The organism is Ralstonia sp. ASV6, from assembly GCF_016429285.1.
Lineage (GTDB): Bacteria > Pseudomonadota > Gammaproteobacteria > Burkholderiales > Burkholderiaceae > Ralstonia > Ralstonia flaminis.
Window position 1 is genome coordinate 26,478 of record NZ_JAELUI010000010.1, and the last position, 22,799, is coordinate 49,276.

Sequence of the window (22,799 nt, forward strand, 5' to 3'; positions counted from 1 at the left end):
GCGTATGGCCGGCGCGGGCTTCTGGCGCAGGGCGCCTCGTACTTAGTGGGTGGCCTTCGAGCCGTCCGGCATCACCAGACCACTGTTGCCACCGGCAGCTTGGGCTTGCTCCATGGCGGCAGCCAGGCGCTGCTCGTACAGTGCCTGGAAGTTGATCTCCGCCAAGTGGATTGGCTGGAAGCCCGCGCGGCCGATGGTGTCGGCGATGTTCGAGCGCAGGTACGGGTACACGATGGTCGGGCAGGCGATGCCCAGCAGCGGGTCCATTTGCTCGTCCGGCACGTTGCGGATGTCGAAGATGCCGGCTTGCTTGGCTTCCACCAGGAAGGCCACCTTCTCTTGCACCTTGGTCGTGACCGTGCCGATCACCACCACTTCAAACACACCCTCGGCCAGTTGCGAGGCGGACACGTCCACCTGCACTTCCACGGACGGCTGTTCCTGTTCCAGGAAAATGTGCGGCGAGTTCGGCTGTTCCAGCGACAGGTCCTTCAGGTAGACGCGCTGAATGTTGAAGAACGGCTGGCCATCCTGGCCCGGTTGCTGCTGTTGCTGGTCGCTCATGACTCGCCTTCAGATAGATGTATGGTCAGTGCGCGGCGGGATCTGTTCCGCGCGCAAGACGCGTATGGTACATGAGGCAATGGTGCCCACCATGAGAGCTGGCCTAAAAGTGCAACGCCCGGTCAAAGCCGGGCGTTTTGGCATGGCGATCAGGCCGCCAACAGTGGCACCAGCCCGCCTTCGCGGTCCAGCGCAGAGAGGTCATCGAAGCCGCCGATGTGGCGATCGTCGATGTAGATCTGCGGCACGGTGCGGCGATTGGTGCGCGTCATCATCTCTTCACGCTTGCCGGGTTCACGGTCGATCAGGATCTTCTCGATCTGCTCGACACCTCGCTGCTTCAGGAGTTTTTCCGCTGCCACGCAATAGGGGCAGACGGTGGTGCTGTACATAACCACGTGCGCCATACTTCAAACCTCGTTGTCTTTATTTGACGACCGGAAGACCAGCCTGCTGCCAGGCGGCCAATCCGCCCTCGAGCGAATAGACCTCACTGTAACCGGCCTGCTTCAAGACTGCTTGCGCCTTCCCGGCGCGCTGGCCGGTCTGGCATACGAGGATGATGGGGGTCTCTTTATTCTTTGCAAGGCCGGCGGCCTTGCCTTCCAGCTCGCCGAGCGGCGCATGCTTGGCTTGCGGCAGGTGGCCTGCGGCGTATTCAGCACTCTCACGCACATCCACCACCACAGCATTGCGGCGATTGATGAGCTGGGTGGCAACCGAAGCGCCTACCTGGGCACCACCGCCACCAGCAAGGCGGCGCTGGATGGGGCCCCAGATCAGCAGCAGACCCGAAACGATGGCGACAGCAAGCAGGGCAAGGTTGTTGTAATCGGCGAAGAACTTCACGGTATGGGTTTCCTGGATGGATCGGGCGGGCCGAATTGGCGAACATCAGCCGAACGGCTCGGGCGCGCGCGGGGACATGATGCGGGCGGCATTATAAAATAGCTGGTTTCGGCGGCCGCACGATGACGCCACGACGCATCGCCGCAGGCCCGCGCGCAGGTTTTCTCACTTCTCATCATGGCAGTCATGCATAAGCTCGTCCTCATCCGCCACGGCGAATCAACGTGGAATCTGGAGAACCGCTTCACCGGCTGGGTCGACGTCGACCTGACCGACACGGGCGTTGCCCAGGCCCGCCAAGGCGGCCGCCTGCTGCGCGAAGCCGGCTTCACCTTCGACCTGGCCTACACCTCGGTGCTCAAGCGTGCAATTCGCACGCTCTGGCACGTGCAGGATGAAATGGACCTGATGTGGATCCCGACCCGCAACGAGTGGCGCCTCAATGAACGCCACTATGGCGCACTGTCGGGTCTGAACAAAGCCGAGACCGCCGCCAAGTTCGGCGATGAGCAAGTCCTCGTCTGGCGCCGCAGCTACGACACGCCGCCGCCCGCCCTTGAGCCCGGCGCCGAAAACGACGCGTTCGGCAACCCGCGCTACGCGGGCCTGTCGCGCGAGCAAGTGCCCCTGACCGAGTGCCTGAAGGACACCGTCGCACGCGTACTGCCGCTGTGGGAAGAATCGATCGCCCCGGCCATCAAGAGCGGCCAGCGCGTAGTGATCGCCGCGCACGGCAACAGCATCCGCGCACTGGTGAAGTACCTGGACGGCATTTCGGACGCTGACATCGTCGGCCTGAACATCCCCAATGGCACACCACTTGTGTATGAGCTGGACGCCAACCTCAAGCCGATCCGCCACTATTACCTGGGCGATCAGCAAGCGATTGCCGCGTCCCTCGCGGCGGTAGCCAGCCAGGGTAAGTCGAAATAAACCGTAACGAGGCGTTTGGCACTCCAACGCCTTTATACTGTCGAAGCCTGTAGCCCGGGATATGCGCGAGCCATCCCGGGTCATGTTTATCTACTGTTCCCACGTCCACGCTCGACACATGCGAACTTCGCTCAAGAACATCAGCTTGATCGCCATTGGCCTCGTCACCGGGGTTCTGGCGACGCTCCAGCTCTCCGCCACCGCGCAAAACGCGACGGTTGGGCCGCTCCCGCTGGAAAAGCTCCGCCTGATGGCCGACATCTTTGGCCAGATCAAGCGCGAATACGTCGAGCCCGTGGACGACGACAAACTGCTGACCGAAGCCATCAAGGGCATGGTCTCCAGCCTTGACCCGCATTCGGCGTATCTCGACAAGAAAGACTTCCAGGAACTGCAGGAAGGCACTCAGGGCCGTTTTGCCGGCTTGGGCATCGAGATTTCGCAGGAAGAAGGCCTGGTCAAGGTCATCAACCCGATTGAAGACACCCCCGCCTTCCGCGCCGGCGTGCAACCGGGTGATCTGATCACCCGCATCGACGACAAGCCCGTGCGCGGCATGCCGCTGGAGCAAGCCGTCAAGCGCATGCGCGGTGCGCCGGGCACCAAGGTCACGCTGACCATCTATCGCAAGAAGGAAGAGCGCACCTTCCCGCTCACGATCACCCGCGCTGAAATCCAGGTGCAGTCGGTCAAAGCCAAGCTGCTGGATAACGGTATCGCCTGGGTGCGTATCACCAGCTTCCAGGAACGCACCGTGCCGGACCTGGCCAAGAAGCTGAATGACCTGGCCAAACAAGACGGCCACCTCAAGGGCCTGATCCTGGATCTGCGCAACAACGGCGGCGGCGTGCTGCAAGCCGCTGTGGGCGTGTCGGCCGCGTTCCTGCCGCCGGACGTGACGGTGGTGTCGACCAACGGCCAGGTGCCCGATGCCAAGCGCACGTACAAGGCAAACTTTGCCAACTACCGCTTGAGCAACTTCGATTCCGATCCGTTGGCCGGCCTGGACCCCGAGTTCAAGACCGTGCCGATCATTGTGCTGACCAACGCTTACACGGCATCGGCATCGGAAATCGTGGCGGGTGCGCTGCAGGATCACCACCGTGCCAAGACGATGGGCAAGACGACCTTCGGCAAGGGCTCAGTGCAGACGGTGCGTCCGCTGTCCAACGACACCGGCATCAAGCTGACCATCGCGTACTACTACACGCCGTCGGGCAAGTCGATCCAGGCCTGGGGCGTGCGCCCGGACATCCCGGTTGACCAGAACCCGGACGGCGACCCGGACGACGCGCTGATCACCCGTGAAATCGACACCGAGCGCCACCTGCACAACAAGCAGGAATCGGAAGAAACCGAGATGACCGAGCGCGAAAAGCGCCGCGTTGAAGAGCTGCGTCGCCTGGAAGAAGAGAACGCCAAGAAGACACCTGAGCAGCGCGAGAAGGAGCGCAACAAGAAGCCGATCGAGTTCGGTTCGGCTGACGACTTCATGCTGCAGCAGGCGATCAATGAGTTGCGCGGCCAGCCGGTCAAGCGCTCGAAGTCGGTGCTGGAAGCCGCCGTGGCGACGTCGGACAAGCCCGCCAAGTCGCCGGCCGCCAAGGACGGCAGCGATGCCAAGCCCAAGGCCAAGCCGGCAGCACAGAAGCCCAACGTTCCGGCCAGCGGTGTCATCCCGGCACCGGAGCCGAGCGGCGCCCGTTAAGACACCCGCCGGCAAACACTGGCAAACTTGCGAGGCCGTGCACTGCACGGCCTTTTTCATTGCACCGCCATGAACGACGACCAACTGCTGCGCTATTCCCGCCACATCCTGCTCGACGAGATCGGCATCGAGGGGCAGACGCGTCTACTTGAAGCGCATGCGCTCGTCATTGGCGCGGGTGGCCTGGGCGCAGCAGCCCTGCCCTATCTGGCAGCCGCAGGCGTAGGCACGCTCACCATCGTCGATGACGACACAGTCGACTTGACCAACCTACAGCGCCAGATCCTTCACACCACCGAGTCGGTTGGACAGCCGAAAGTGGCATCGGCACAGGCCGCCATCGCCCGCCTGAACCCGGGCGTGCAGGTCAACACCGTGCAGCGCCGATTGGATGCGGACAGCATCGGTGCGCTACTCGGCGGCGTGAATGTGGTGCTCGATTGTTCCGACAATTTCGCCACGCGCCAGGCAGCCAACCTCGCCTGCGTGCATGCGGGCGTGCCGCTGGTGTCGGGGGCGGCGATCCGCTTTGACGGGCAGATCAGCGTATTTGACAGCCGCGCTGGCGGCCCCTGCTACGCCTGCCTGTTCCCTCCCGACGAGCCCGCGCCGGACGTGGCCTGCGCAACGATGGGGGTGTTCTCGCCACTGGTCGGCATGGTGGGCACCGTGCAGGCCGCCGAGGCGCTCAAGCTGATCGCTGGCATCGGCCGCTCGCTTGCCGGGCGCCTGCTGATGCTCGACGGCCTGTCGATGGAATGGACGACGATGCGTGTGGCGCGTCAGGCGTCGTGCCCGGTCTGTGGTGGCGCACACTAGTCCTAAGTCCTGGCTCACTGAACGCGGACAACAAAAAAGGAGGCCCAGGCCTCCTTTTTCCTTGCCGATCGACGAGGCTTACTCGCTGTCGGCTTCCATCTGCGACTGCAGGAAGTTCTGGATGCCGATCTTATCAATCAGCTCCAGCTGCGTCTCCAGCCAGTCGATGTGCTCTTCGGTGTCGTCCAGGATGTCGACGAAAATCTCGCGGCTGACGTAGTCCTTGACGGACTCGCAGTACGCAATGGCTTCCACCACCGTGGTGTGTGCGGCCTTCTCCAGCTTCAGGTCGCACTCGAGCATTTCCGGGGTGTTCTCGCCGATCATCAGCTTGCCGAGGTCCTGCAGGTTCGGCAGGCCTTCGAGCATCAGGATGCGTTCGATCAGGCGATCGGCGTGCTTCATCTCGCCGATGGACTCTTTGTATTCGTGGTCCCCGATGCGCTTGAGCCCCCAATGGCCATACATGCGCGCGTGGAGGAAGTACTGGTTGATGGCGGTCAGCTCATTCTTGAGCTGGGCGTTCAGATATTGGATAACTTTCTTATCGCCTTTCATTCTTGGGGCTCCTGCGGGTGATGGACGCACGCACGCGTCCGTTCAAGGCGAGCCCTGTGCCTGACCCAAGCAACAAACGCCACCTAGGCTATTCAGCCCGGGCGGCAGGTCGCGGCGAAAAAAGAAACGGAAAAGCGGGGGTATCAGGCAGCCAACGCACTAGCCGAAATGGCTTGATCGTTGGCAACGGGCTCGTCGCGACGCTCGATTATGGCATGCGTGCTTGCACGCCCCAACACCTGATCGACGGGAATACAGCTCACCGCTTCGGCGAGCACCTGCTTGGCGCAGTCCCGGCATTGTCCACAGCAGGTGCCGACGCCCAGCGTCTCGGCGAGTTCGTCCATTGTCGACACGCCCAGACGGGCAGCGCCATGGATTTCGCGATCGGTCACTTGGTTGCAGATGCAGACGTACACGGGTTTCCTCCGCAGCACTCAAAACGCGCTGTGAAACCAGAATAACAGAGAATGGTAATGAGAACAATTCTTGTTCTACCCCATTCGATCGGCAGGGACAAACAGGTGCACGCAAGCCGCCTTTTCGCGAAAAGACGTGCAATTTCAGTCACTTAACGGGAAGCGCCCATGAGACAGGCGATGCGCCGGTACGACAGTCGTGTGGGCCCGGTGCTTAAAAACTCAGCAGGTCAAGCGCGAGCCAGCGCGCCCAGTGCGTCCTGGATTTCAGCGGGTTCACAGGCGTGCAGCAGGCGGTCGGCCTCACGCATCAGACGCGGGCGGTCCGAGCGCAGGATCTGCTGCTTCACGCTGAGCAACTGCGATGGATGCATCGAGAACTCGGTGAGCCCCATGCCGAGCAGCAGGCGCGTCATCGTCGAATCGCCCGCCATCTCGCCACACACTGATACCGGCTTGCCCGCCAGATGCCCTTCGCGGATGGTACGCGCAATCAACTGCAGCACCGCCGGATGCAGTGGGTCATACAGATGCGCGACCGCGTTGTCGGCGCGGTCGATGGCCAGCGTGTACTGGATCAGGTCGTTCGTGCCGATGGAGAAGAAATCCATGCGGCGCAGGAATACCGGCAGGATCAGTACAGCAGCCGGAATCTCGATCATGGCGCCAACCTTGACGGTCGGGTCATAGGCGATGCCGTCGGCGTCAAGCGAGGCCTTGGCACGCGCGAGCAGATCCAGCGTCTGGTCGATCTCGCGGGCGTGCGCGAGCATCGGCACGAGAATCTTCACCGGCCCGAAGGCCGACGCCCGCAGCAGCGCGCGCAATTGCGTCAGGAACATCGCTGGCTCCGACAACGACCAGCGAATCGCACGCAGCCCCAGCGCCGGGTTGGGCGCGGTCTCGAACACGTCGTCGCGGATGTCGAGCGGCTTGTCGGCGCCGATGTCGATCGTGCGGATCGTCACCGGCAAGCCCTGCATCGACTCGACCGCCGTGCGGTACGCGTGGAACTGCTCTTCCTCGTCGGGCAGCGCGCCACGCCGGTTCATGAAGAGGAATTCTGAGCGGAACAGCCCGACGCCCACAGCGCCAGCCTTCACGGCGGCGGCTGCATCTTCCGGCATCTCAATGTTGGCCAGCAGATCGATCTGCGTGCCGTCGAGTGTGACAGTGGGTGTGTGGCGCAAACGCTCGAGGCGCTTCTTCTGCAGCTCGCCCTCGCTGCGGCGGTGGCGGTATTCCTCAAGGATGGCCACGCTCGGATCAACGATGACGATGCCGTTGTCGCCATCGATGACGATGACGTCGTCCTGGCGGATCAGCGCGCTGGCATTGTGCACGCCCACCGCAGCCGGAATATCCAGGCTGCGCGCAACGATGGCAGTGTGTGAGGTGCGCCCGCCGAGGTCGGTGACAAAGCCAGCGAACGTTTGACCGCGAAACTGCAACATGTCCGCCGGGGCGATGTCATGTGCGACGACGATCATGCCGGCGTCCGGATCGCAGCCGACCGCCACCGGTGCGGGCGCCAGCGCGGGCGCACCGGCCAGCACCTTCAGGATGCGCTCGACCACCTGCTCGATGTCGGCCTTGCGCTCGCGTAGGTACTCGTCTTCGATCTCGCCGAACTGGCGGATCAGCTCTTCGAGCTGCGTGGTCAGCGCCCACTCGGCGTTGTAGCGACGCTCGCGAATCAGCTTCTCCGCCTCCTGCGACAGATGCGGATCATCCACGAACATCGCATGGACGGCCAAGAAGGCGCTCAGCTCCTCAGGCGCATCGGCGGGCAACTCATGCTTGAGCGTGACCAGCTCGCCGCGCACAGCGGCTCGAGCGCTGCGCAGGCGCTCGACCTCGGCGTCCAACTTATCTTCGTCGACGAGGTAGTGCGACACATCCAGTGCCGCGCGCGCCAGCATATGGGCTCGACCAATGGCGATGCCGCGCGAGACCGGGATGCCGTGCAAAGTGAATGGCATAGAGACGCTGGCCGAGAGCTGCTGCGTTGTCTGACAGGTTGTGGGTTACTCGCCTTCGCCGAAGCGGTCGTTGATGAGTCCGACCAGCCCGTCCATGGCAGCCTGCTCGTCAGGGCCTTCGATCTCCAGCGTGACGGTGGAGCCGATGCCTGCCGCCAGCATCATCACGCCCATGATGCTCTTGGCGTCGACCTGACGGCCGTTGCGCGACATCTTGATCTGGCTGTCGAACTTGCTGGCGAGCTGCGTGAGTTTGGCGGAAGCACGGGCATGCAGCCCGAGCTTATTGATGATGGTGATATCCCTCTGCAGCATATTTGTCCGGATGGTTGGCAACCTGGTTCTGAACGGCTGTCGAGCCGACCTGCAGTACGCCTTGCGCGCCGCCGGCCAAGGCCTTGGCAGCAAGTTGTTCGAGTTTTTCGGTGCGATAGCAGATGGCGCGCACCAGCATCGGCAGGTTAACGCCGGCCAGCACACGCACACGACCTGGATCCGCCAGGCGGGAGGCGATGTTGGCAGGCGTGGCTCCGAAGATGTCGGTCAGCACCAGCGCGCCGTTGTCCTCGACCAGCTCTGCGAGTTTGGCGCGTGCCTGGGCCAGCACGGCGGCCGGCTCGGCATCGGGCAGGACGTCGATTGCACCCAGCCGTTCGGGCTGGCCGCAATACACGTGTGCAGCGCAATCGCGCAGTGCGCTGGCCAGCGGCGCATGAGCGATGATCAGAATCCCTGCCATGATCGAAAAGCGAATCGGTATGACTCTGATTGTATCAGGGCCATTTGGGGCGATTGCGCACAGTGTGACGGAACTCCCCCGAGCGGAGGACACCCGCCAGAGGGGCTATGCCGCCTTCCTAGGCCAACTTCCGGCCAGTCCCACCTAACCCCGCGCCCGGCGACTTGCCCGCGGCCCGCTCGAGCGCGTCGATGAACATGCCAGCCACGTTAAAGCCGGTCTGCTGGGTGATCTCCTGGAAGCACGTCGGGCTGGTGACGTTGACCTCGGTCAGGTAGTCACCGATGACATCCAGGCCGACCAGTAGCAGGCCGCGCTGCCATAGCACCGGCGCGAGTGCATGCGCAATCACTTGATCGCGCTCGGACAAGGGCTGGGCACGACCCGTACCGCCGGCGGCCAGGTTGCCGCGCACTTCGCCAGCCATCGGGATGCGTGCCAGCGAATGCGGCACCGGCGAGCCACCGATCAGCAAGATGCGCTTGTCGCCCTCGCGGATGGCGGGAATGTACTGCTGCGCCATGATCGTGCGCGCGCCGTTGTCGGTGAGCGTTTCGATCACAGCGCCGAGGTTCATGCCGTCCGGCCCGACGCGGAAAATACCCGTACCGCCCATGCCGTCGAGCGGCTTGAAGATGACGTCGCCCTGCTCGGCGTGGAAATCGCGCAGGCGCTTGGCATCGCGCGAGACGATCGTCGGTACGGTGAACTCGCGAAACTGCGCAATCGCCAGCTTCTCGGAGTGGTCACGAATCGCCTGCGGCTTGTTGAACACACGTGCGCCCTGGCGCTCGGCAATCTCCAGCAGCCAGGTGCTGGTGACGTACTCCATATCGAACGGCGGGTCCTTGCGCATCAGCACGGCGTCAAAGCCCGTGAGCGGTAACAGGCGCGCATCGCCAGCGCGATACCACTCTTGCCCATCCTCCTCATTGCCGGTCAGGGCGATGGGCGTGGCAACGGTTTCGACCACGTTGCCCGACAGCGTGAGGTGCGACTGCAGGCACGTGTAGATGGCGTAGCCGCGTGCCGTCGCCTCGCGCATCATCGCGAAGGTGGAATCCTTGTAGATCTTGAACGTCGACAGTGGATCGACGATGAACAGGATGCGCATAGCGATTCCCTCAACAGCTTGTACTTAGATCAGCGGGTTCGGGTCGGTCTTCTCGAGCTCGAGCGACGCGGCCAGCAAAGCGAGACGGGCCACTACGCCATACATGTAGAAGCGGTTCGGCTCGCCGGCGCCCGGCTTGGCGTGGCTGTCCGGCAGCGAGTTCGACGCAAACGGCAGCGGCACGAAATGCATGCCCGGCGCGTTCAGATTCTCGTCCACGCCGCGGCCCGTGTGAACCCGGTAGAAGCCGCCAACCACGTAGCGGTCGATCATGTAGACCACAGGCTCAGCCACGGCCTCGTTGATTTTCTCGAAGGTGTGCACGCCTTCCTGCACGATCACCTCGGAGACCTCCAGGCCTTCCTTGACCACGCTCATCTTGTTGCGCTCCTTCCGGTTGAGGCCCTTGACCTCGGAAGGATCACGCACGGTCATCACGCCCATGCCGTAGGTGCCGGCATCCGCCTTGACCACCACGTACGGGGTCTCGGTCACGCCGTATTCCTTGTACTTCTTGGCGGTCTTCTTGAGCACGGTCTCAACCGCGTGGGCGAGTTCTTCCTCGCCGGCGCGCTCGTGGAAGTCAAGGCCGCTGCACTTGGTGAAGTACGGGTTGACCATCCACGGGTCAATGTCGATCAACTTGGCGAACTTCTTGGCCACTTCATCATAGGCGGCGAAGTGGTTGGTCTTGCGGCGCTGCGACCAGCCCGCGTGCAGCGGCGGCAGCAGGTACTGCTCGTGAATGTTCTCGAGGATCGGCGGTACGCCGGCCGACAGATCGTTATTCAGCAGGATCGAGCACGGATCGAAATCTTCCATGCCCACGCGGCGGCCCTTGGTGCCGATGCGCGAGATCGGCTCGACCACCAGGCGCTGACCATCGGGCAGGTCGATCGGCGTCGGTTCCTTGATGTCTTCGGACAGCGAACCCAGGCGCACGTTGAGCCCTGCCTGGCGCATGATCTGCGACAGGCGTGCCACGTTCTGCAGATAGAACATGTTGCGCGTATGGCGCTCGGGGATCAGCAGCAGGTTCTTGGCGTCCGGGCAGATCTTCTCGATCGCGGCCATGGCGGCCTGCACGGCCAGCGGCAGCATCTCTGGCGCCAAGTTGTTGAAGCCGCCCGGGAACAGGTTTGTGTCGACCGGCGCCAGCTTGAAGCCGGCGTTGCGCAAATCGACCGAACAGTAGAACGGCGGCGTGTGTTCCTGCCATTCCAGGCGGAACCAGCGTTCGATGGCGGGCGTGGCGTCAAGAATCTTCTGCTCGAGCTCCAGCAGCGGCCCGTTCAGCGCGGTGATCAGGTGCGGAACCATACCCTTCCTATTGATGTAATTTATCGCCCGCTCCGATTGTAGAGGAACAGGCAATAGCTTGCAGACGACAGTGGGCTATCGATATGCGGTCAGCGGAGGGTTTCGCAAGGGGCGGTGTGTGGCAAGGCACAAAACCACACAAAAAACGCGGGCAAAAAAAAGCGCGGGGCTGCCGCGCTTGGGGAATAGCCTGACAGATACGGGGAGCGTTCTGCAGGTGGAGGAAACCACATCTGCAATGTAAGCGTCCGCATAACGAGAGGCAATTGAAGGTTTTTTACATCGGAATTAAGGCTACGCGGCTTGGGGCGGGCGCCAACAAAAAACCCGGCACGTGGCCGGGTCTTTTGCTCCATCAGGTTGCGGATCAGTCTTCGTAGGCAGTTTCGCCGTGGGACGTGATATCCAGACCTTCGCGCTCCTCTTCCTCCGGTACACGCAGGCCGACGACCGCGTCGACGATCTTGTACGAGATGAAGGCCACCACGCCAGACCAGATCACGGTGGTCAGCACGCCCTGGAACTGGATCCACAGTTGACCGCCGATCGAGTAGCCGTCGGCCACCTTGTTGGCGACATAGTCGTAGATGCCAGTGCCGCCCAGACTCGGCGAGGCAAACACGCCGGTCAGCAGTGCGCCGAGGATACCGCCCACGCCGTGCACGCCGAACACGTCCAGCGTGTCGTCCATGCCCAGCATGCGCTTGAGGCCAGTCACACCCCACAGGCACAGCAGGCCGGCGATGATGCCCAGCGCGATCGAGCCCATCGGGCCGACAAAGCCGGCTGCCGGGGTGATGGCCACAAGGCCCGCCACAGCACCCGATGCAGCACCCAGCATCGACGGCTTGCTCTTGCCGATCCACTCACCGAAGCTCCACGACAGCACAGCAGCGGCGGTGGCCAGCAGCGTGTTGACGAAGGCCAGCGCGGCGCTGCCGTTGGCTTCCAGGGCCGAACCGGCGTTGAAGCCGAACCAGCCGAACCACAGCAGCGAGGCACCGACCATCGTCAGCGTCAGGCTGTGCGGCTTGAGCGCTTCACGGCCGAAGCCGATGCGCTTGCCAAACAGGAAGGCCCCCACCAAGCCCGCGACAGCGGCGTTGATGTGCACCACGGTACCGCCGGCAAAGTCCAGCGCGCCCTTTTGGAACAGCCAGCCCGACTTGGACGTCATGAGTTCAGCGGCCTTGGCATCGGTAAAGCCATCCGGACCCGGCCAGAACCAGACCATGTGGGCGATCGGCAGGTAGCTGAAGGTGAACCACAGCACCACGAACAGCAGCACGGCCGAGAACTTTGCACGTTCGGCGAAGGCACCGATGATCAGCGCGCAGGTGATCGCAGCAAACGCGCCCTGGAACGCGAAGTACGCGTACTCCGGCACCACCACGCCCTTGCTGAAAGTGGCGGCCACCGAATCTGGCGTCAGGCCCTTCAGGAACAGTCGGTCCATCCCGCCGAAGAACGCATTGCCTTCGGTGAACGCGAAGCTGTAACCGTAGACGGCCCACAGGATGATGATGAGCGAGAAGATGCCCATGCACTGCATCAGCACGGACAGCATGTTCTTCTTGCGCACCAGGCCGCCGTAGAACAGCGCCAGACCCGGCAGCGTCATCAGGATGACGAACGCGGTGGAGATCAGCAGCCAGGCCGTATCGCCCTTGTTGGGCACGGGCGTGGCAGCCGCAGGGGCAGCAGCGGCAGCGGGCGCAGCAGCGGCTGGCGCGGCGGCCGGTTCCGACGCAGCAGCAGCGGCTGCCGGCGCGGCGCTGGCTTCAGCGGCAGGCGCAGATGCGGCCGGCTTGTCCTGCGCCATAGCCGGCGCGGACAGTACGGCGCCTGCAAGCACCGCAGCGACGGCCCCCGCCGTCAGGAATCGTGTGAACCAGGTTTTCATGTCTTGACCTCTTCCTTGGCTGGTTGGCGCTTATAGGGCGTCGCCGCCGGTCTCGCCGGTGCGGATGCGGATGACTTGCTCAACGTCGGCAACGAAAATCTTGCCGTCGCCGATCTTGCCGGTGCGTGCGGATTTTTCGATGGCTTCGACGGCGCGCTCGAGCACGTCGTCGGGCACGGCCACTTCAATCTTCACTTTAGGCAGGAAGTCGACGATGTACTCGGCGCCGCGGTAGAGCTCCGTGTGACCCTTCTGGCGCCCAAAACCCTTGACTTCCGTAACGGTGATGCCCGACACCCCGACTTCGGACAACGCCTCGCGGACCTCGTCGAGCTTGAACGGCTTGATGACCGCCATGATGAGTTTCATGCTGGATTCCTCCTCGATTGGCAGCGCCCTGTTGTTGCTCAATGAGCGCCGCCTCGCCTCGTTGATTAGAAAGTCTTGGTGACCGACAGCAAGGCTGTGGCCTTGCCCATGTAGCTGCCGCGAGTGTTGGTGTAGAAGGCGCGCGAAGCATTCGTATCGATGTAGGCCAGCGATGCCGTCCAGCCGCTGCCGAAGTCCTTCGTCACGCCGATCTTCCAGTCGGCATAGGAGGCGCGTACGGCCTGGTGCGGCACCTGCTGGTAGCCTGCATGCAGGTTCAGCGTCAGGCCCCAGAAGCCGGTGTCGAAGTTGCCCGACAGATCAAAGTACTGGCTGTGGTGCGAATCGGGCGTGCCGAACAGGTTCGAGAACGCATGGGAGTACTTGAATGTGACCGGGCCATAGCCGATCTGCGCATAGCCTTCGGTCGTGTGCGGGCGCGTGAAACCGTCGGGATAGCTGCCCGGGTAGTAGTACTGCAGCACGCCCACGTCGATGGGCACGTCCTTGACGATCTCGGTCTTGTAGCCACCGTAGAAGTCCATCTCGATGGGTGCGGACACGTTCGAGTTGGAATCGCTCAGCCAGCTGATCGACGAGTTCCAGTTGCCGATGTAGAAGCCTTCGGGCAACACGCCGCCCGGAATGGCGTAGTCAAAGCCGCCTTGAATGGCTGGCTTGTTGTTGGTCTGCATGATGCCGCGATAGCGGTATTGGCTGGCCAGCGTGAGATTGGCAGTCAGTGCAGGTGCCGGCGCGGGCGCGGCGGCAGGTGCATCGGCCGCCGGAGCGGCGGGCGCAGTCTGAGCAATGGCGGTTTGCGTGATACCGGCGGCAGCACCGGTCAACAACACCACACTGGCTGCGTACGCAAATTTCTTCATAACGGCTCTCCCCCTTTAGAAAGTCGCAACAACAGAACGGAACGTGGAAACGTGAAAAAAGTCGCACTGGTTCTGCAACTGTCATGCCATGTCGAGGTAGTGAAGTTGGAGGATTCCCTCGACCGATACGCCACACACGGCGTGGAGCATGAAACAGGAGAAATTGGGGACGGATCGCTCAAGTGATGCACGCCACCCGCCAACAGTTGCCGCAGGCTGATCTGCCCAATGCAGCCTCAGCCCGTCATGGCACGCAAAAAGCCATGTGATAGAGTGATTTCAACAACGTGTCATGGCCCCGCCTGATATTCCGGGGCAGCGGACGCTGAATCTGTCCCCGTTTGGCTGGCGTCGGCAATGCCGCATCGCAGCGAGACTTGCTGGGATTTGTGGAGTTGGAAGCGCTCAACAGGTAGCATCCTCGCCTGCAGCACCGAAACCACGCGCCTTGTGCCGCCCAGCGCACCATGACACGGCAACTCCAGCGCACAAAAGCGGTGCATGCACCGGCTTGGCGCAGGCAGCCTGACCCTCGGAGAACCTCAATGAAACCCACCGATCTCTTTACCGACTTTCAGAACCGCGTGACCGAGGCACTGCGCAACTCGCCGGCCGCCGACATCGAAAAGAACGTGCGCGCGATGATGACCCAGGGCTTTTCCAAGCTCGATCTGGTCACACGCGAAGAATTTGATGTGCAGTCGCAGGTGCTGGCCCGTACCCGCGCTCGCCTGGAAGAGCTGGAGACGCGCGTGGCTGCGCTCGAAGCGCAGCTCAAGACCACCGCCCCGGCAAGCACCGGCCAGTAACGCGCGAGCGCCCAACATCACGCAGGGAGTGGGTACCGCCCCCTGCTGTGCCCGCCGCCGCACCCGTGCTGCGGCGCACAGCGAAAAGTTCGAAGCGCCGCCTTGTTGCAACTGGTGAACTGATCTAGAACGTCCTTAAGACGCACGCGCAGCAGCGCTTGAGGAGAAGATCATGCAGCATCGTCTCTACTTTCTCTTGCCGGACGTCGCCAGCGCCCGGCGTGTCATGAATGACCTCCTGTTGGCGCGCATCACCGAGCGCCACATCCACTTCGTCGCCAAGGAAGGCGCCGACCTCACCGGCCTGCACGAGGCCAACCTGCTCCAGACTTCCGACATCGTCCACGCCACCCAGAACGGGCTGGTGATCGGCGGAGGTGCGGGCGTGGCAGCGGGCGTGGTGGCCGCGCTGTTTCCGATCATTGGCGAAGGTCCGCAGTGGGGGATGGTCGGCATCACAACCGTGGTCGGCGCGCTGTTTGGTGCGTGGGCTTCCAGCATGATCGGCAGTTCCGTGCCGAACAGCCGCCTCAAACCGTTCAAGCAGGCGGTGGAGGATGGGCAGATCCTGTTGATGGTGGACATACCGCGCTCGCGCGTGCCGGAAGTGCGCGCCCTGCTGCAGAACACGCATCCCGAAGGCCGCTTCAGCGGTGAGGATTCGGCGATGCCTGCGTTCCCCTGATCTGATCTGCCGACAACAACACCGGAGCCACGTGCTCCGGTTTTTTTGCATTCAGACAGCGCGTCAAATTTGGATGCAGGCAGAGATCACGGCGTGGCGTGGCTGGCACAGTGGCAGGTTCCTCTTACGCCGCGCACTGACACGCCATGCATCCCTGCCCCGCTCTCTGTTCCGCCAGTCATGTCAATCGGAGGACGCCGCGATGAGCCTCGCCGTCCTGCGTTCACGCGCGCTTTCCGGCATCGATGCGCCAGCGGTGTCAGTGGAGGTGCATCTGGCCAACGGGTTGCCGTCGTTCACCATCGTCGGGCTGCCCGACACCGAGGTGAAGGAGAGCAAGGACCGCGTGCGCGCCGCCATCCAGAACAGCCGCTTCGAGTTTCCGGCGCGGCGCATCACCGTCAATCTGGCACCGGCGGATCTACCAAAAGAGTCCGGGCGATTTGATTTGGCGATTGCGCTGGGCATCCTCGCCGCGAGCCGGCAGATTCCGCACACGCATCTGGACGCGCACGAGTTTGCGGGCGAGTTGTCGCTCTCGGGTGACTTGCGGCCGATTCGCGGAGCGCTGGCGATGGCGTATGCACTGTCGCGCAACCCCACATCCGCAGACGGCGAAGCGCCGCTGACCCGCGCGTTCGTGCTACCCACCGAAAACGCCGCAGAAGCCGCACTTGTCAGCGGCACCAAGGTGCTGCCCGCGCGGTCGCTCATCGAGGTATGCGACCACCTCAGTGCGCCCGACCGCAAGCTCGCGCCCGCGCTGCCCGCACCGGTCGATGCTGATATCCGCTATCCCGATCTGTCAGACGTGCGCGGCCAGCCGCAAGCGCGGCGCGCATTGGAAGTGGCCGCGGCGGGCGGCCATTCGATGCTGATGATCGGCCCGCCCGGCACCGGCAAATCGATGCTCGCGCAACGCTTCCCCGGCTTGCTGCCGGACATGAGCGACGACGAAGCGCTCTCTGCCGCCGCTGTGATGAGCCTGACCACGCGCGGTTTCGATGCCAAGCGCTGGAAGGTGCGGCCGTTCCGGGCGCCACATCACACCGCATCGGCGGTGGCGATGGTCGGCGGCGGCTGTAAGAACCAAAAATGGTTGCAAGGCTCCACATTTCCATGCAGATTTACATGGATAAATGCAAGGAGATTGCCATAGATGGCCACAGGGTTCCGAATCAGTGAGTTCCCCAACGATGACCAATATTGGCGCGTCGACTGGATCGGAAAGGTTGCCCACAACCCTCATGTTGATAGCGAGCCCAAGGTCCACATATTGCTGAGTGCGCTTCACGATAACTATCGAGACCCGCTCAAGAACACTAGCCGTACAGGCAAGTGCTATGACGAGGCGTGGATCGGTGTCGGGCAGTTGCCGCTGGTCAGCGTAGGGTCAGTCTGGCATAGGCGAAAATTGCACTCCGTCATCAACGACGGCAACGCGGGCGGGCGCCTTGAAACACTCACGATTAAGCCGACCAACCGCTTGCGAAACACGTTTGCAGGAAACGTGGAAGCCAATGGGCGATTGGTGAAGTGCATGCCTAAGGCCTACTACGAGGTCGGAGGCAATTTCAAGCATTTGGCCAACACCCCTCTCTGGGTGTATCCGGTGGAGCGGCAGTCATTCAAATTTGTGCTCATCCCCCCGGCGGAACTTCTACGGACCTACTATCTGTGCTCAAGCGACGTAGCCCGAGCAGTCTTTTCCAATGATATTGGGGCGCTCATTGATCTCGATGAATCGGCCCCGTTGGAGGACGGCAGTCTTTTCCTGATGCTTTGGAAGAATATTGCGGACGGCGATGCTTGGTTCATCGGCCGATGGTACGCAAGTAAGGAGACGCACCGGGAGATCGACCATCTCCATCGCGCGATGATGGCTGCAAGCGTCAATGCTCCCATCAACGGCAAGGGTAGCTCCCATGCCGTCCCTATCGAAATTGGCTTTCCGTTCGATGACGAGACAACGCTGACCGCCTATGGGAAACGCCTGAGAATCGCCACGGCAACACCAGGCACAAATGAAAAGGACGTCTGGGCGTTTCTCGTACTCGGAATTCGCACTTGCTCGCACCCACTCCCCTACACAGACCTTGCGGTAGACCGCAAGAACAACTCGGCAAAGGGTGCGAACAGCGAGGATCCGGACCTGCCTGCAACTGCGTTCCCACCAGCCACCACGCAGCCCCAACAAGTTCCGCCAGAAGACGAGTTGAACTTGATCAGCAACGAGGAACCGCAAAAGGACGTTCGACCGTTACTGCTGCAGTTGTTCAAGGACCGTTTTGTTGACCTCTTGGGTCGAGCCCTTATCCAGGACGAGAAGAGTCTCCAGAAGTACAAGTCCGCAAAAGGCAAGTTGAAGGAAGCACAGCAGTTCGAAACCCACGGAACGGGAGAGGGTGAAGGCGCAAGCGGCGATGCCGGAAAGGTCGATATCCAGCAACAAACGAACCCATTTAAGACCCGACTTCCGGCGGACCTCAAGACTTTTCTTGATGTCGTAAAAACAATTCGCTCGTCTAAACGTGCCGATGGGTGGGAGGTGACCACACTCACCGTCAGCGATCGCGGTTGGCCAATGGACGCGGACGATGTGCTGGCGTGCTTTCCGGCGCGAATCAAGGGTTGTCGATCGTGGCACCTGATGTCCAACTCCCCGGAGAGACCTCGGGCTGTTGTCATCGCACGCATCGATGAACCGCGTGGCACCTCGTACGTCATGGAACTTGAGCGAAAAACTGACAAGCATTGCGTTCTCGTGTTGCGAGCAGACGATGGCTTGCCTCTGGTCGATGCGACGCTAGAAAGGTTTCTGGTGATGACCGCAAGAAAGAATGGATGGCCCCCATCAGAGCTTCTGCCCAGACTGCTGCGCGCGAAGGTACCGCACCATGAAAGCAGGACGATACAGTCCTTTGCGAACGCGGTCCTCGCGAAGGTAGCCGAGCTGTGGTGATCAGGGCCCTCGCTGCTTATTGACCGATGTGTTCCTGGACTGCTGCAGATAGCCCGCGAGCGCCCCTCCCAATGATTCGCTCCAAGTTCTCAATAGGCGTGTCGGCAATCTGCGCGAAAGAGTGCAACCCGGCTCGCCAAAGTCCTAGAAGTTCTCCTCGCGACAGCGCGATCGGAAGCTCCGTCAGCTCTAGCACCTCTACAGGGACACCAAGATCCAGACGCTTTAAAAGCGTTGCCACTGAATTTGGATCTTCTGCGCGCTCAAGCACGATGGCGGAAATCCTCAAGATCGACTCAAGCAAGAAACGGCTACCGTCTGCGTAGCCTCGAATATCCCCGTGCCCAACACGCACGAAAGTATTCGGCGAATACCGACCCTCGATATCACCGACTGCAACACCGTCCAGCCAGTCAGCAACGATGAGTGCTCGCTTGCACCTAGCGTAGAACTGGCGGTCACTCGTTGCGCGATGGCGCAGCATGCGCGTCACGTCCCAACCGAAACGGTGCCCTGCGTCCTGTTGTCGACCTGGCTCCCCCTGCCTGCTCTGTGGCGTGTAGTCCTGATCGCGTTCGGGTAGAGCTTCCACCAGCACAAGCAGACTCTCCAGTGTCACGGCTTGGGGATCGAGGCGACGTATGAGCTCCACGGCCTGCAGGGCAGACTCAAGGGTTAGTGGAGATTCCCCGCAGGCACGGCCCAATATTGTCAAGCTCACAAAACCGCCGCGCTCTTCGATTAGACCGTCTACGATCATGCGGCCAAGCAGATCTTCAAGGCGCGCAGTCATTTGCGGACGCCAAAGCGGATCACGCAGCGTAGCTAGATAGCCACCATATGTGTTGGCAACCAAATCAACTACAGCCTCGCGAGGAACCTCTCTCACCTGGGCCAGTAGCCTTACCACCCATGTCCCTGGATCGTGCGGATCGAAAGAAGAAGTGATGGGTTCCGGCCGGCCCTGAACATAACGCCGAAACAATGCATTTTGCTCGAATCTAGTACTCGCAAGGAGCACAGCTTTGCCTTCGTTTTCATACCCTAACCTCCCAGCGCGACCGGCCATGTTCTTGTACTGACCGACAGAGTAGGGTTCCTCGGCTCCCGCACCGGGGAAAGATGTTTCGACTATCACTACGGTCGAGGCGGGCGTATTCACTCCAGCCGCGACGGTGCTGGTAGCCACAAGAACGTGTATCCCCCCGTCGGGGTCACGAAAACCACGCTCTATGGCCACTCGTTCCTCGCGATTGAGGTCGCTGTTGTGAAATGCGACGCCCCCGACAAGAGAAATCCTAAGCCGCCGAGACATCATAGACAGATCACGCTCTGGCAGAGCGTCCAGAACCGCATGAGATGCTGGCAGCCCCAAGTTGGCTGCAAGATACTCCGCGCACCCGGCTGCAGCCCCTCGGCTGTTACGGAAGACAATGATCTTTTCGCCCCTCGCTACCAAGTCACGTACTAACGGGACTATCACGTCTTGGGACGACGGTTTCTGGCCGCGCTGCTGAATCAATGCGCCGTCCAACATTTGCTCTATACGAGCGTCCCCCGCCGCAGCCAAAAACTGCCAACTCCCATCGCGGTCGAGCACTCCTTCCGTCAGGGGCACCGGTCGCTCGGTCGTCAGCAAGAGTCCACAGTCGAGCCAGCGATCGAAAGCGTTAGCATCTCCAATCACGGCACTCAGAGTTAGAAGCTGAGGGGTAACTCCTCGCTGCCTAGCGCTGATGAGATTTGTTAGAAGTAGCTCGACCACCATCCCACGACCAGGTTCGGTGATGAACTGCGCCTCGTCCAAAACAACCAAGCCGATTTGGTTGAGGATGTGAGGAGCAGAAACCGACAGGCTCAGGAATTTCTCGTACGTGAAGAACGCAATGTCGTACTTACCGCGCAGGATGTCGCCGACTTGGTCTTGCCAGTCACCGCTACAGCGGGCGACTCTGAGATCTAAGCGTTCACCGTACAGTGCTGAGAAGTCCTCATACTTCTCATTCACAAGCGCCTTATACGGCAGTAAGAAAACCGCCTTTCTTCCTTCAGAAATGGCTTTAAGCGCAGCCATTTCGCCGATGAATGTTTTACCAGCGCTGGTTGGAGCGACCACGAGCAGTGAACTTCCGTCGAGGACCCCATGCTCGTTTACAGCAGCAATTTGCAGGGCATTTAGCCCTCCAGGGAACCTCTCTCGCCACGCTGCAAGTACGTTATCGGAGAAGCCATAAGGCACCAGATCGCCAAAATCCCCCCTTGCCATAACCTTGGCACGAGCTGGGAAGAGAGCGAGGTAATTTTCGCCTCTTCGGCCGGCAGGAATGACAAGCTCACCCTCAACATGGCCGAACATGACAGGCGTCTGCTCGTACCCAAAGCGATTTGCGTCTGCTCGAACGAGTTGGACCACACGATCAACCAATCCAATCACGCTCACCGGTTCGTTGGCCGACAGGAGGCACTCAAGAATCGCTTTTGTGAAAAGCCCATGACGCGATCGGGGATCCTCCAATGCTGGCTCGTCCTGTGCCGATGCCGCGAACAGGACTCGGCCACGACCAGCTACGTCAGCCAGCGGTAAGCCAATGTTGCGAGACACCAATCCAAGATCAAGGACCCGAGCGGGGGCACCCCCGCTGAAACAGCAATCAAGGAGTAGTACCACGGCCCGGGCAGCCGTAGTTCTGAACCGCTCTGCTAGGTGAGCCATGTCTAGCGTAGTCGCGAGCAGATCGTCAGCTCGCGTGTCCGCCACAACTAGACGATGATCGGGAGTCCCATGCCCGGCGAAGCTCAGAAGGACCACATCATCCTCTGTGGCGCCTCCGAGCGTGTGGTCAAGCGCGGCCGTGATTGCCTGCAGGCTCGCATGCTCGTCGGTGATTAGAGCGGCCTCAAGACCAGCAATGGAGTCCGAAAATACTGCCCACAACGCTGAGGCATCACGTGCCGCACCGCTCAAATCCCGAATAAGTGGGTCTTGGTATCGGTTAATACCAATAAAGGCCGCTCTTATCAACGCTAACCTCGGTGGATTCCAATGGCACCGAGGCCCGGGGCTCCCGCCTTGTCCAGCGTGGCAGGCGGAAATGTGTCACGTTGCACAGTCTGCCTGCTACCGACTTTTTCAAACCACGTGCACCAGACAGCTTCGACGCCCGTCATGGCGTCATTCCCGACCTTCTCGACCGTCATTCTCGGCCCTCCGGATTTCAATTGAACAACATCACCGGGTTGAAAGCTCATAAATTTCTCCAGAGTGTTCAATGCTGCAATTCGACGGCATACGCGCCGAACATCCAAGGCCGGTTACGCAATAGGCCGATTGGGGGAAGCGCGATGCCGAGACAACATGTGCTGTAGCACTAGGATGCTTCGGCTACTTGCTTGGCTTCGCCGGTTTCACCGCGGGCATCGGAGGTGGGGAATGCTTCACCGGGGGAAGGTTGGCGCCCCTCTCAATCCTTCTCACTGGTTGCGACGTGGGTGCTGGTGGCTTCTGGTTATTCGTCATCGCCTTCACTGTAGTGATGTGTCAAATATTGAGCGGCACGCTGCTCCGCCTTCTCAAGCAAAACCGGGTTGTCCGGCAGGCCACTCAAGGGAAAATGCGTTTTCAAAGTCTTCGCAATCTTCGCCTGCAAATCTGCCCGGGCCTTGCTAATTTCCGACTCGGTCAACAATCCATCAGCAATCTCACACCACCTCGCCTCCGCCCAATTCTGATGCAGTCGGTACTCGTGGGCACAGGCCGACGCAGCACGCACGCGCGACGAGAACGGAAGAAATTTGCTCGTCGTACTTACGATATGCGTGAGAACAATGATGCCACTCCACACCAACGGGAACTGTTTGAATACAGCCCAAATCCCGAGGCTGCTGGTTGACGTGACCGCTAGGGCCACGTTGGCCCGACGCTCCAACAGTGCTGAGCGCTGAGAATATGCTTCAAGAAAGTACCCGTGCGATACGAGCTCGTAGAGAGCCCGCCAGAATCGTTGCTGCGGATTCATATCGTTTGACTCCGCTCAGCTCATTTTGTCGGCTTCGACGGCTTTACAGCAGGCGCTGGCGGCTTGACGGCAGGCATCGGCGGCGGGCGTCGCAACACCGGGGGCAAGGAATCTCCGACGACCTGTCGCACACCAGTCGGTTTGGGGGTCTTAATTGAGCTCATCT

Annotated in this window: 22 protein-coding genes and 1 pseudogene; 7 read left to right on the top strand and 16 right to left on the bottom strand. The window is 61.4% G+C overall.

Translation table 11 applies throughout. The features are described 5' to 3' along the window. Nucleotides 1-42 precede the first annotated feature (42 nt). The 3 genes from secB to JHD73_RS03125 form a co-directional block, all read right to left on the bottom strand. Nucleotides 43-564 carry a protein-export chaperone SecB gene (gene secB, locus JHD73_RS03115; protein ID WP_021196351.1) on the bottom strand — a complete coding sequence of 174 codons (522 nt, stop codon included), beginning with the start codon at nucleotides 562-564 and terminating at the stop codon, nucleotides 43-45. A gap of 149 nt (nucleotides 565-713) precedes the next feature. Next, a complete protein-coding gene (grxC, locus tag JHD73_RS03120) occupies nucleotides 714-971 on the bottom strand; it encodes a glutaredoxin 3 (protein WP_199027672.1) in 258 nt (85 codons plus the stop codon). Nucleotides 972-990: 19 nt separating this feature from the next. Beyond that, nucleotides 991-1,413 (bottom strand): rhodanese-like domain-containing protein, encoded by a 423-nt coding sequence (locus JHD73_RS03125; protein ID WP_021196349.1) that lies wholly within the window; start codon nucleotides 1,411-1,413, stop codon nucleotides 991-993. A gap of 186 nt (nucleotides 1,414-1,599) precedes the next feature. Here JHD73_RS03125 and gpmA point away from each other — a divergent pair, with 186 nt between their 5' ends. The 3 genes from gpmA (at nucleotide 1,600) to JHD73_RS03140 (ending at nucleotide 4,873) form a co-directional block, all read left to right on the top strand. Beyond that, nucleotides 1,600-2,346 carry a 2,3-diphosphoglycerate-dependent phosphoglycerate mutase gene (gene gpmA, locus JHD73_RS03130; RefSeq protein WP_199027673.1) on the top strand — a complete coding sequence of 249 codons (747 nt, stop codon included), beginning with the start codon at nucleotides 1,600-1,602 and terminating at the stop codon, nucleotides 2,344-2,346. A 118-nt stretch (nucleotides 2,347-2,464) separates the two neighbouring features. Beyond that, complete coding sequence (locus tag JHD73_RS03135) at nucleotides 2,465-4,054, top strand: S41 family peptidase (protein ID WP_199027674.1); 1,590 nt, start codon at nucleotides 2,465-2,467, stop codon at nucleotides 4,052-4,054. Between the two features lie 69 nt (nucleotides 4,055-4,123). Beyond that, entirely contained in the window at nucleotides 4,124-4,873 is a 750-nt protein-coding gene (locus tag JHD73_RS03140; RefSeq protein WP_199027675.1) for a molybdopterin-synthase adenylyltransferase MoeB, read from the top strand. Between the two features lie 78 nt (nucleotides 4,874-4,951). Here JHD73_RS03140 and bfr read toward each other — a convergent pair whose 3' ends face one another. The 10 genes from bfr to JHD73_RS03190 form a co-directional block, all read right to left on the bottom strand. Further along, on the bottom strand, nucleotides 4,952-5,431 hold the full coding sequence (gene bfr, locus JHD73_RS03145; protein WP_199027677.1) for a bacterioferritin: 480 nt from the start codon (nucleotides 5,429-5,431) through the stop codon (nucleotides 4,952-4,954). A gap of 143 nt (nucleotides 5,432-5,574) precedes the next feature. Next, on the bottom strand, nucleotides 5,575-5,850 hold the full coding sequence (locus JHD73_RS03150) for a bacterioferritin-associated ferredoxin (RefSeq protein ID WP_021196344.1): 276 nt from the start codon (nucleotides 5,848-5,850) through the stop codon (nucleotides 5,575-5,577). 230 nt (nucleotides 5,851-6,080) lie between these two features. Then, nucleotides 6,081-7,832 carry a phosphoenolpyruvate--protein phosphotransferase gene (ptsP, locus tag JHD73_RS03155; RefSeq protein ID WP_199027679.1) on the bottom strand — a complete coding sequence of 584 codons (1,752 nt, stop codon included), beginning with the start codon at nucleotides 7,830-7,832 and terminating at the stop codon, nucleotides 6,081-6,083. Nucleotides 7,833-7,877: 45 nt separating this feature from the next. Continuing rightward, on the bottom strand, nucleotides 7,878-8,147 hold the full coding sequence (locus JHD73_RS03160) for an HPr family phosphocarrier protein (protein WP_021196342.1): 270 nt from the start codon (nucleotides 8,145-8,147) through the stop codon (nucleotides 7,878-7,880). Continuing rightward, nucleotides 8,116-8,571 carry a PTS sugar transporter subunit IIA gene (locus JHD73_RS03165; RefSeq protein WP_039598986.1) on the bottom strand — a complete coding sequence of 152 codons (456 nt, stop codon included), beginning with the start codon at nucleotides 8,569-8,571 and terminating at the stop codon, nucleotides 8,116-8,118. The genes JHD73_RS03160 and JHD73_RS03165 overlap by 32 nt, the downstream gene beginning before the upstream one ends. 118 nt (nucleotides 8,572-8,689) lie before the next feature. Then, nucleotides 8,690-9,685: a glutathione synthase gene (gshB, locus tag JHD73_RS03170; protein ID WP_199027681.1), complete on the bottom strand. Its 996-nt coding sequence runs from the start codon at nucleotides 9,683-9,685 to the stop codon at nucleotides 8,690-8,692. Between the two features lie 24 nt (nucleotides 9,686-9,709). Next, nucleotides 9,710-11,005, bottom strand: coding sequence for a glutamate--cysteine ligase (gshA, locus tag JHD73_RS03175; protein ID WP_199027683.1), 1,296 nt, complete (start codon nucleotides 11,003-11,005; stop codon nucleotides 9,710-9,712). A gap of 367 nt (nucleotides 11,006-11,372) precedes the next feature. After that, a complete protein-coding gene (locus tag JHD73_RS03180; RefSeq protein WP_199027685.1) occupies nucleotides 11,373-12,908 on the bottom strand; it encodes an ammonium transporter in 1,536 nt (511 codons plus the stop codon). A 30-nt stretch (nucleotides 12,909-12,938) separates the two neighbouring features. After that, the gene (locus JHD73_RS03185) at nucleotides 12,939-13,277 is read right to left on the bottom strand and encodes a P-II family nitrogen regulator (RefSeq protein WP_021196337.1); all 339 of its coding nucleotides are present in this window, start codon (nucleotides 13,275-13,277) and stop codon (nucleotides 12,939-12,941) included. Between the two features lie 65 nt (nucleotides 13,278-13,342). Continuing rightward, the gene (locus JHD73_RS03190; protein WP_199027687.1) at nucleotides 13,343-14,161 is read right to left on the bottom strand and encodes a TorF family putative porin; all 819 of its coding nucleotides are present in this window, start codon (nucleotides 14,159-14,161) and stop codon (nucleotides 13,343-13,345) included. 545 nt (nucleotides 14,162-14,706) lie between these two features. Between JHD73_RS03190 and JHD73_RS03195 the strand changes: the two genes are divergently transcribed. The 4 genes and pseudogenes from JHD73_RS03195 (at nucleotide 14,707) to JHD73_RS03210 (ending at nucleotide 18,617) form a co-directional block, all read left to right on the top strand. After that, a complete protein-coding gene (locus JHD73_RS03195) occupies nucleotides 14,707-14,970 on the top strand; it encodes an accessory factor UbiK family protein (protein ID WP_199027689.1) in 264 nt (87 codons plus the stop codon). 172 nt (nucleotides 14,971-15,142) lie between these two features. After that, nucleotides 15,143-15,655 (top strand): DUF1269 domain-containing protein, encoded by a 513-nt coding sequence (locus JHD73_RS03200; RefSeq protein ID WP_199027691.1) that lies wholly within the window; start codon nucleotides 15,143-15,145, stop codon nucleotides 15,653-15,655. A gap of 202 nt (nucleotides 15,656-15,857) precedes the next feature. Beyond that, nucleotides 15,858-16,736 (top strand): annotated as a pseudogene (locus JHD73_RS03205) (YifB family Mg chelatase-like AAA ATPase); the annotation flags it as partial. Nucleotides 16,737-16,814: 78 nt separating this feature from the next. After that, nucleotides 16,815-18,617 (top strand): hypothetical protein, encoded by a 1,803-nt coding sequence (locus JHD73_RS03210; RefSeq protein ID WP_199027693.1) that lies wholly within the window; start codon nucleotides 16,815-16,817, stop codon nucleotides 18,615-18,617. 16 nt (nucleotides 18,618-18,633) lie between these two features. Here the strand turns inward: JHD73_RS03210 and JHD73_RS03215 are convergent, their stop codons facing one another. From JHD73_RS03215 to JHD73_RS03225, 3 genes are all read right to left on the bottom strand, one after another. Then, complete coding sequence (locus tag JHD73_RS03215; RefSeq protein ID WP_199027695.1) at nucleotides 18,634-21,639, bottom strand: DEAD/DEAH box helicase; 3,006 nt, start codon at nucleotides 21,637-21,639, stop codon at nucleotides 18,634-18,636. Between the two features lie 2 nt (nucleotides 21,640-21,641). After that, nucleotides 21,642-21,866, bottom strand: coding sequence for a DUF2158 domain-containing protein (locus tag JHD73_RS29705; RefSeq protein ID WP_199027697.1), 225 nt, complete (start codon nucleotides 21,864-21,866; stop codon nucleotides 21,642-21,644). Between the two features lie 257 nt (nucleotides 21,867-22,123). Next, on the bottom strand, nucleotides 22,124-22,633 hold the full coding sequence (locus JHD73_RS03225) for a hypothetical protein (RefSeq protein WP_199027699.1): 510 nt from the start codon (nucleotides 22,631-22,633) through the stop codon (nucleotides 22,124-22,126). Nucleotides 22,634-22,799: the final 166 nt, after the last annotated feature.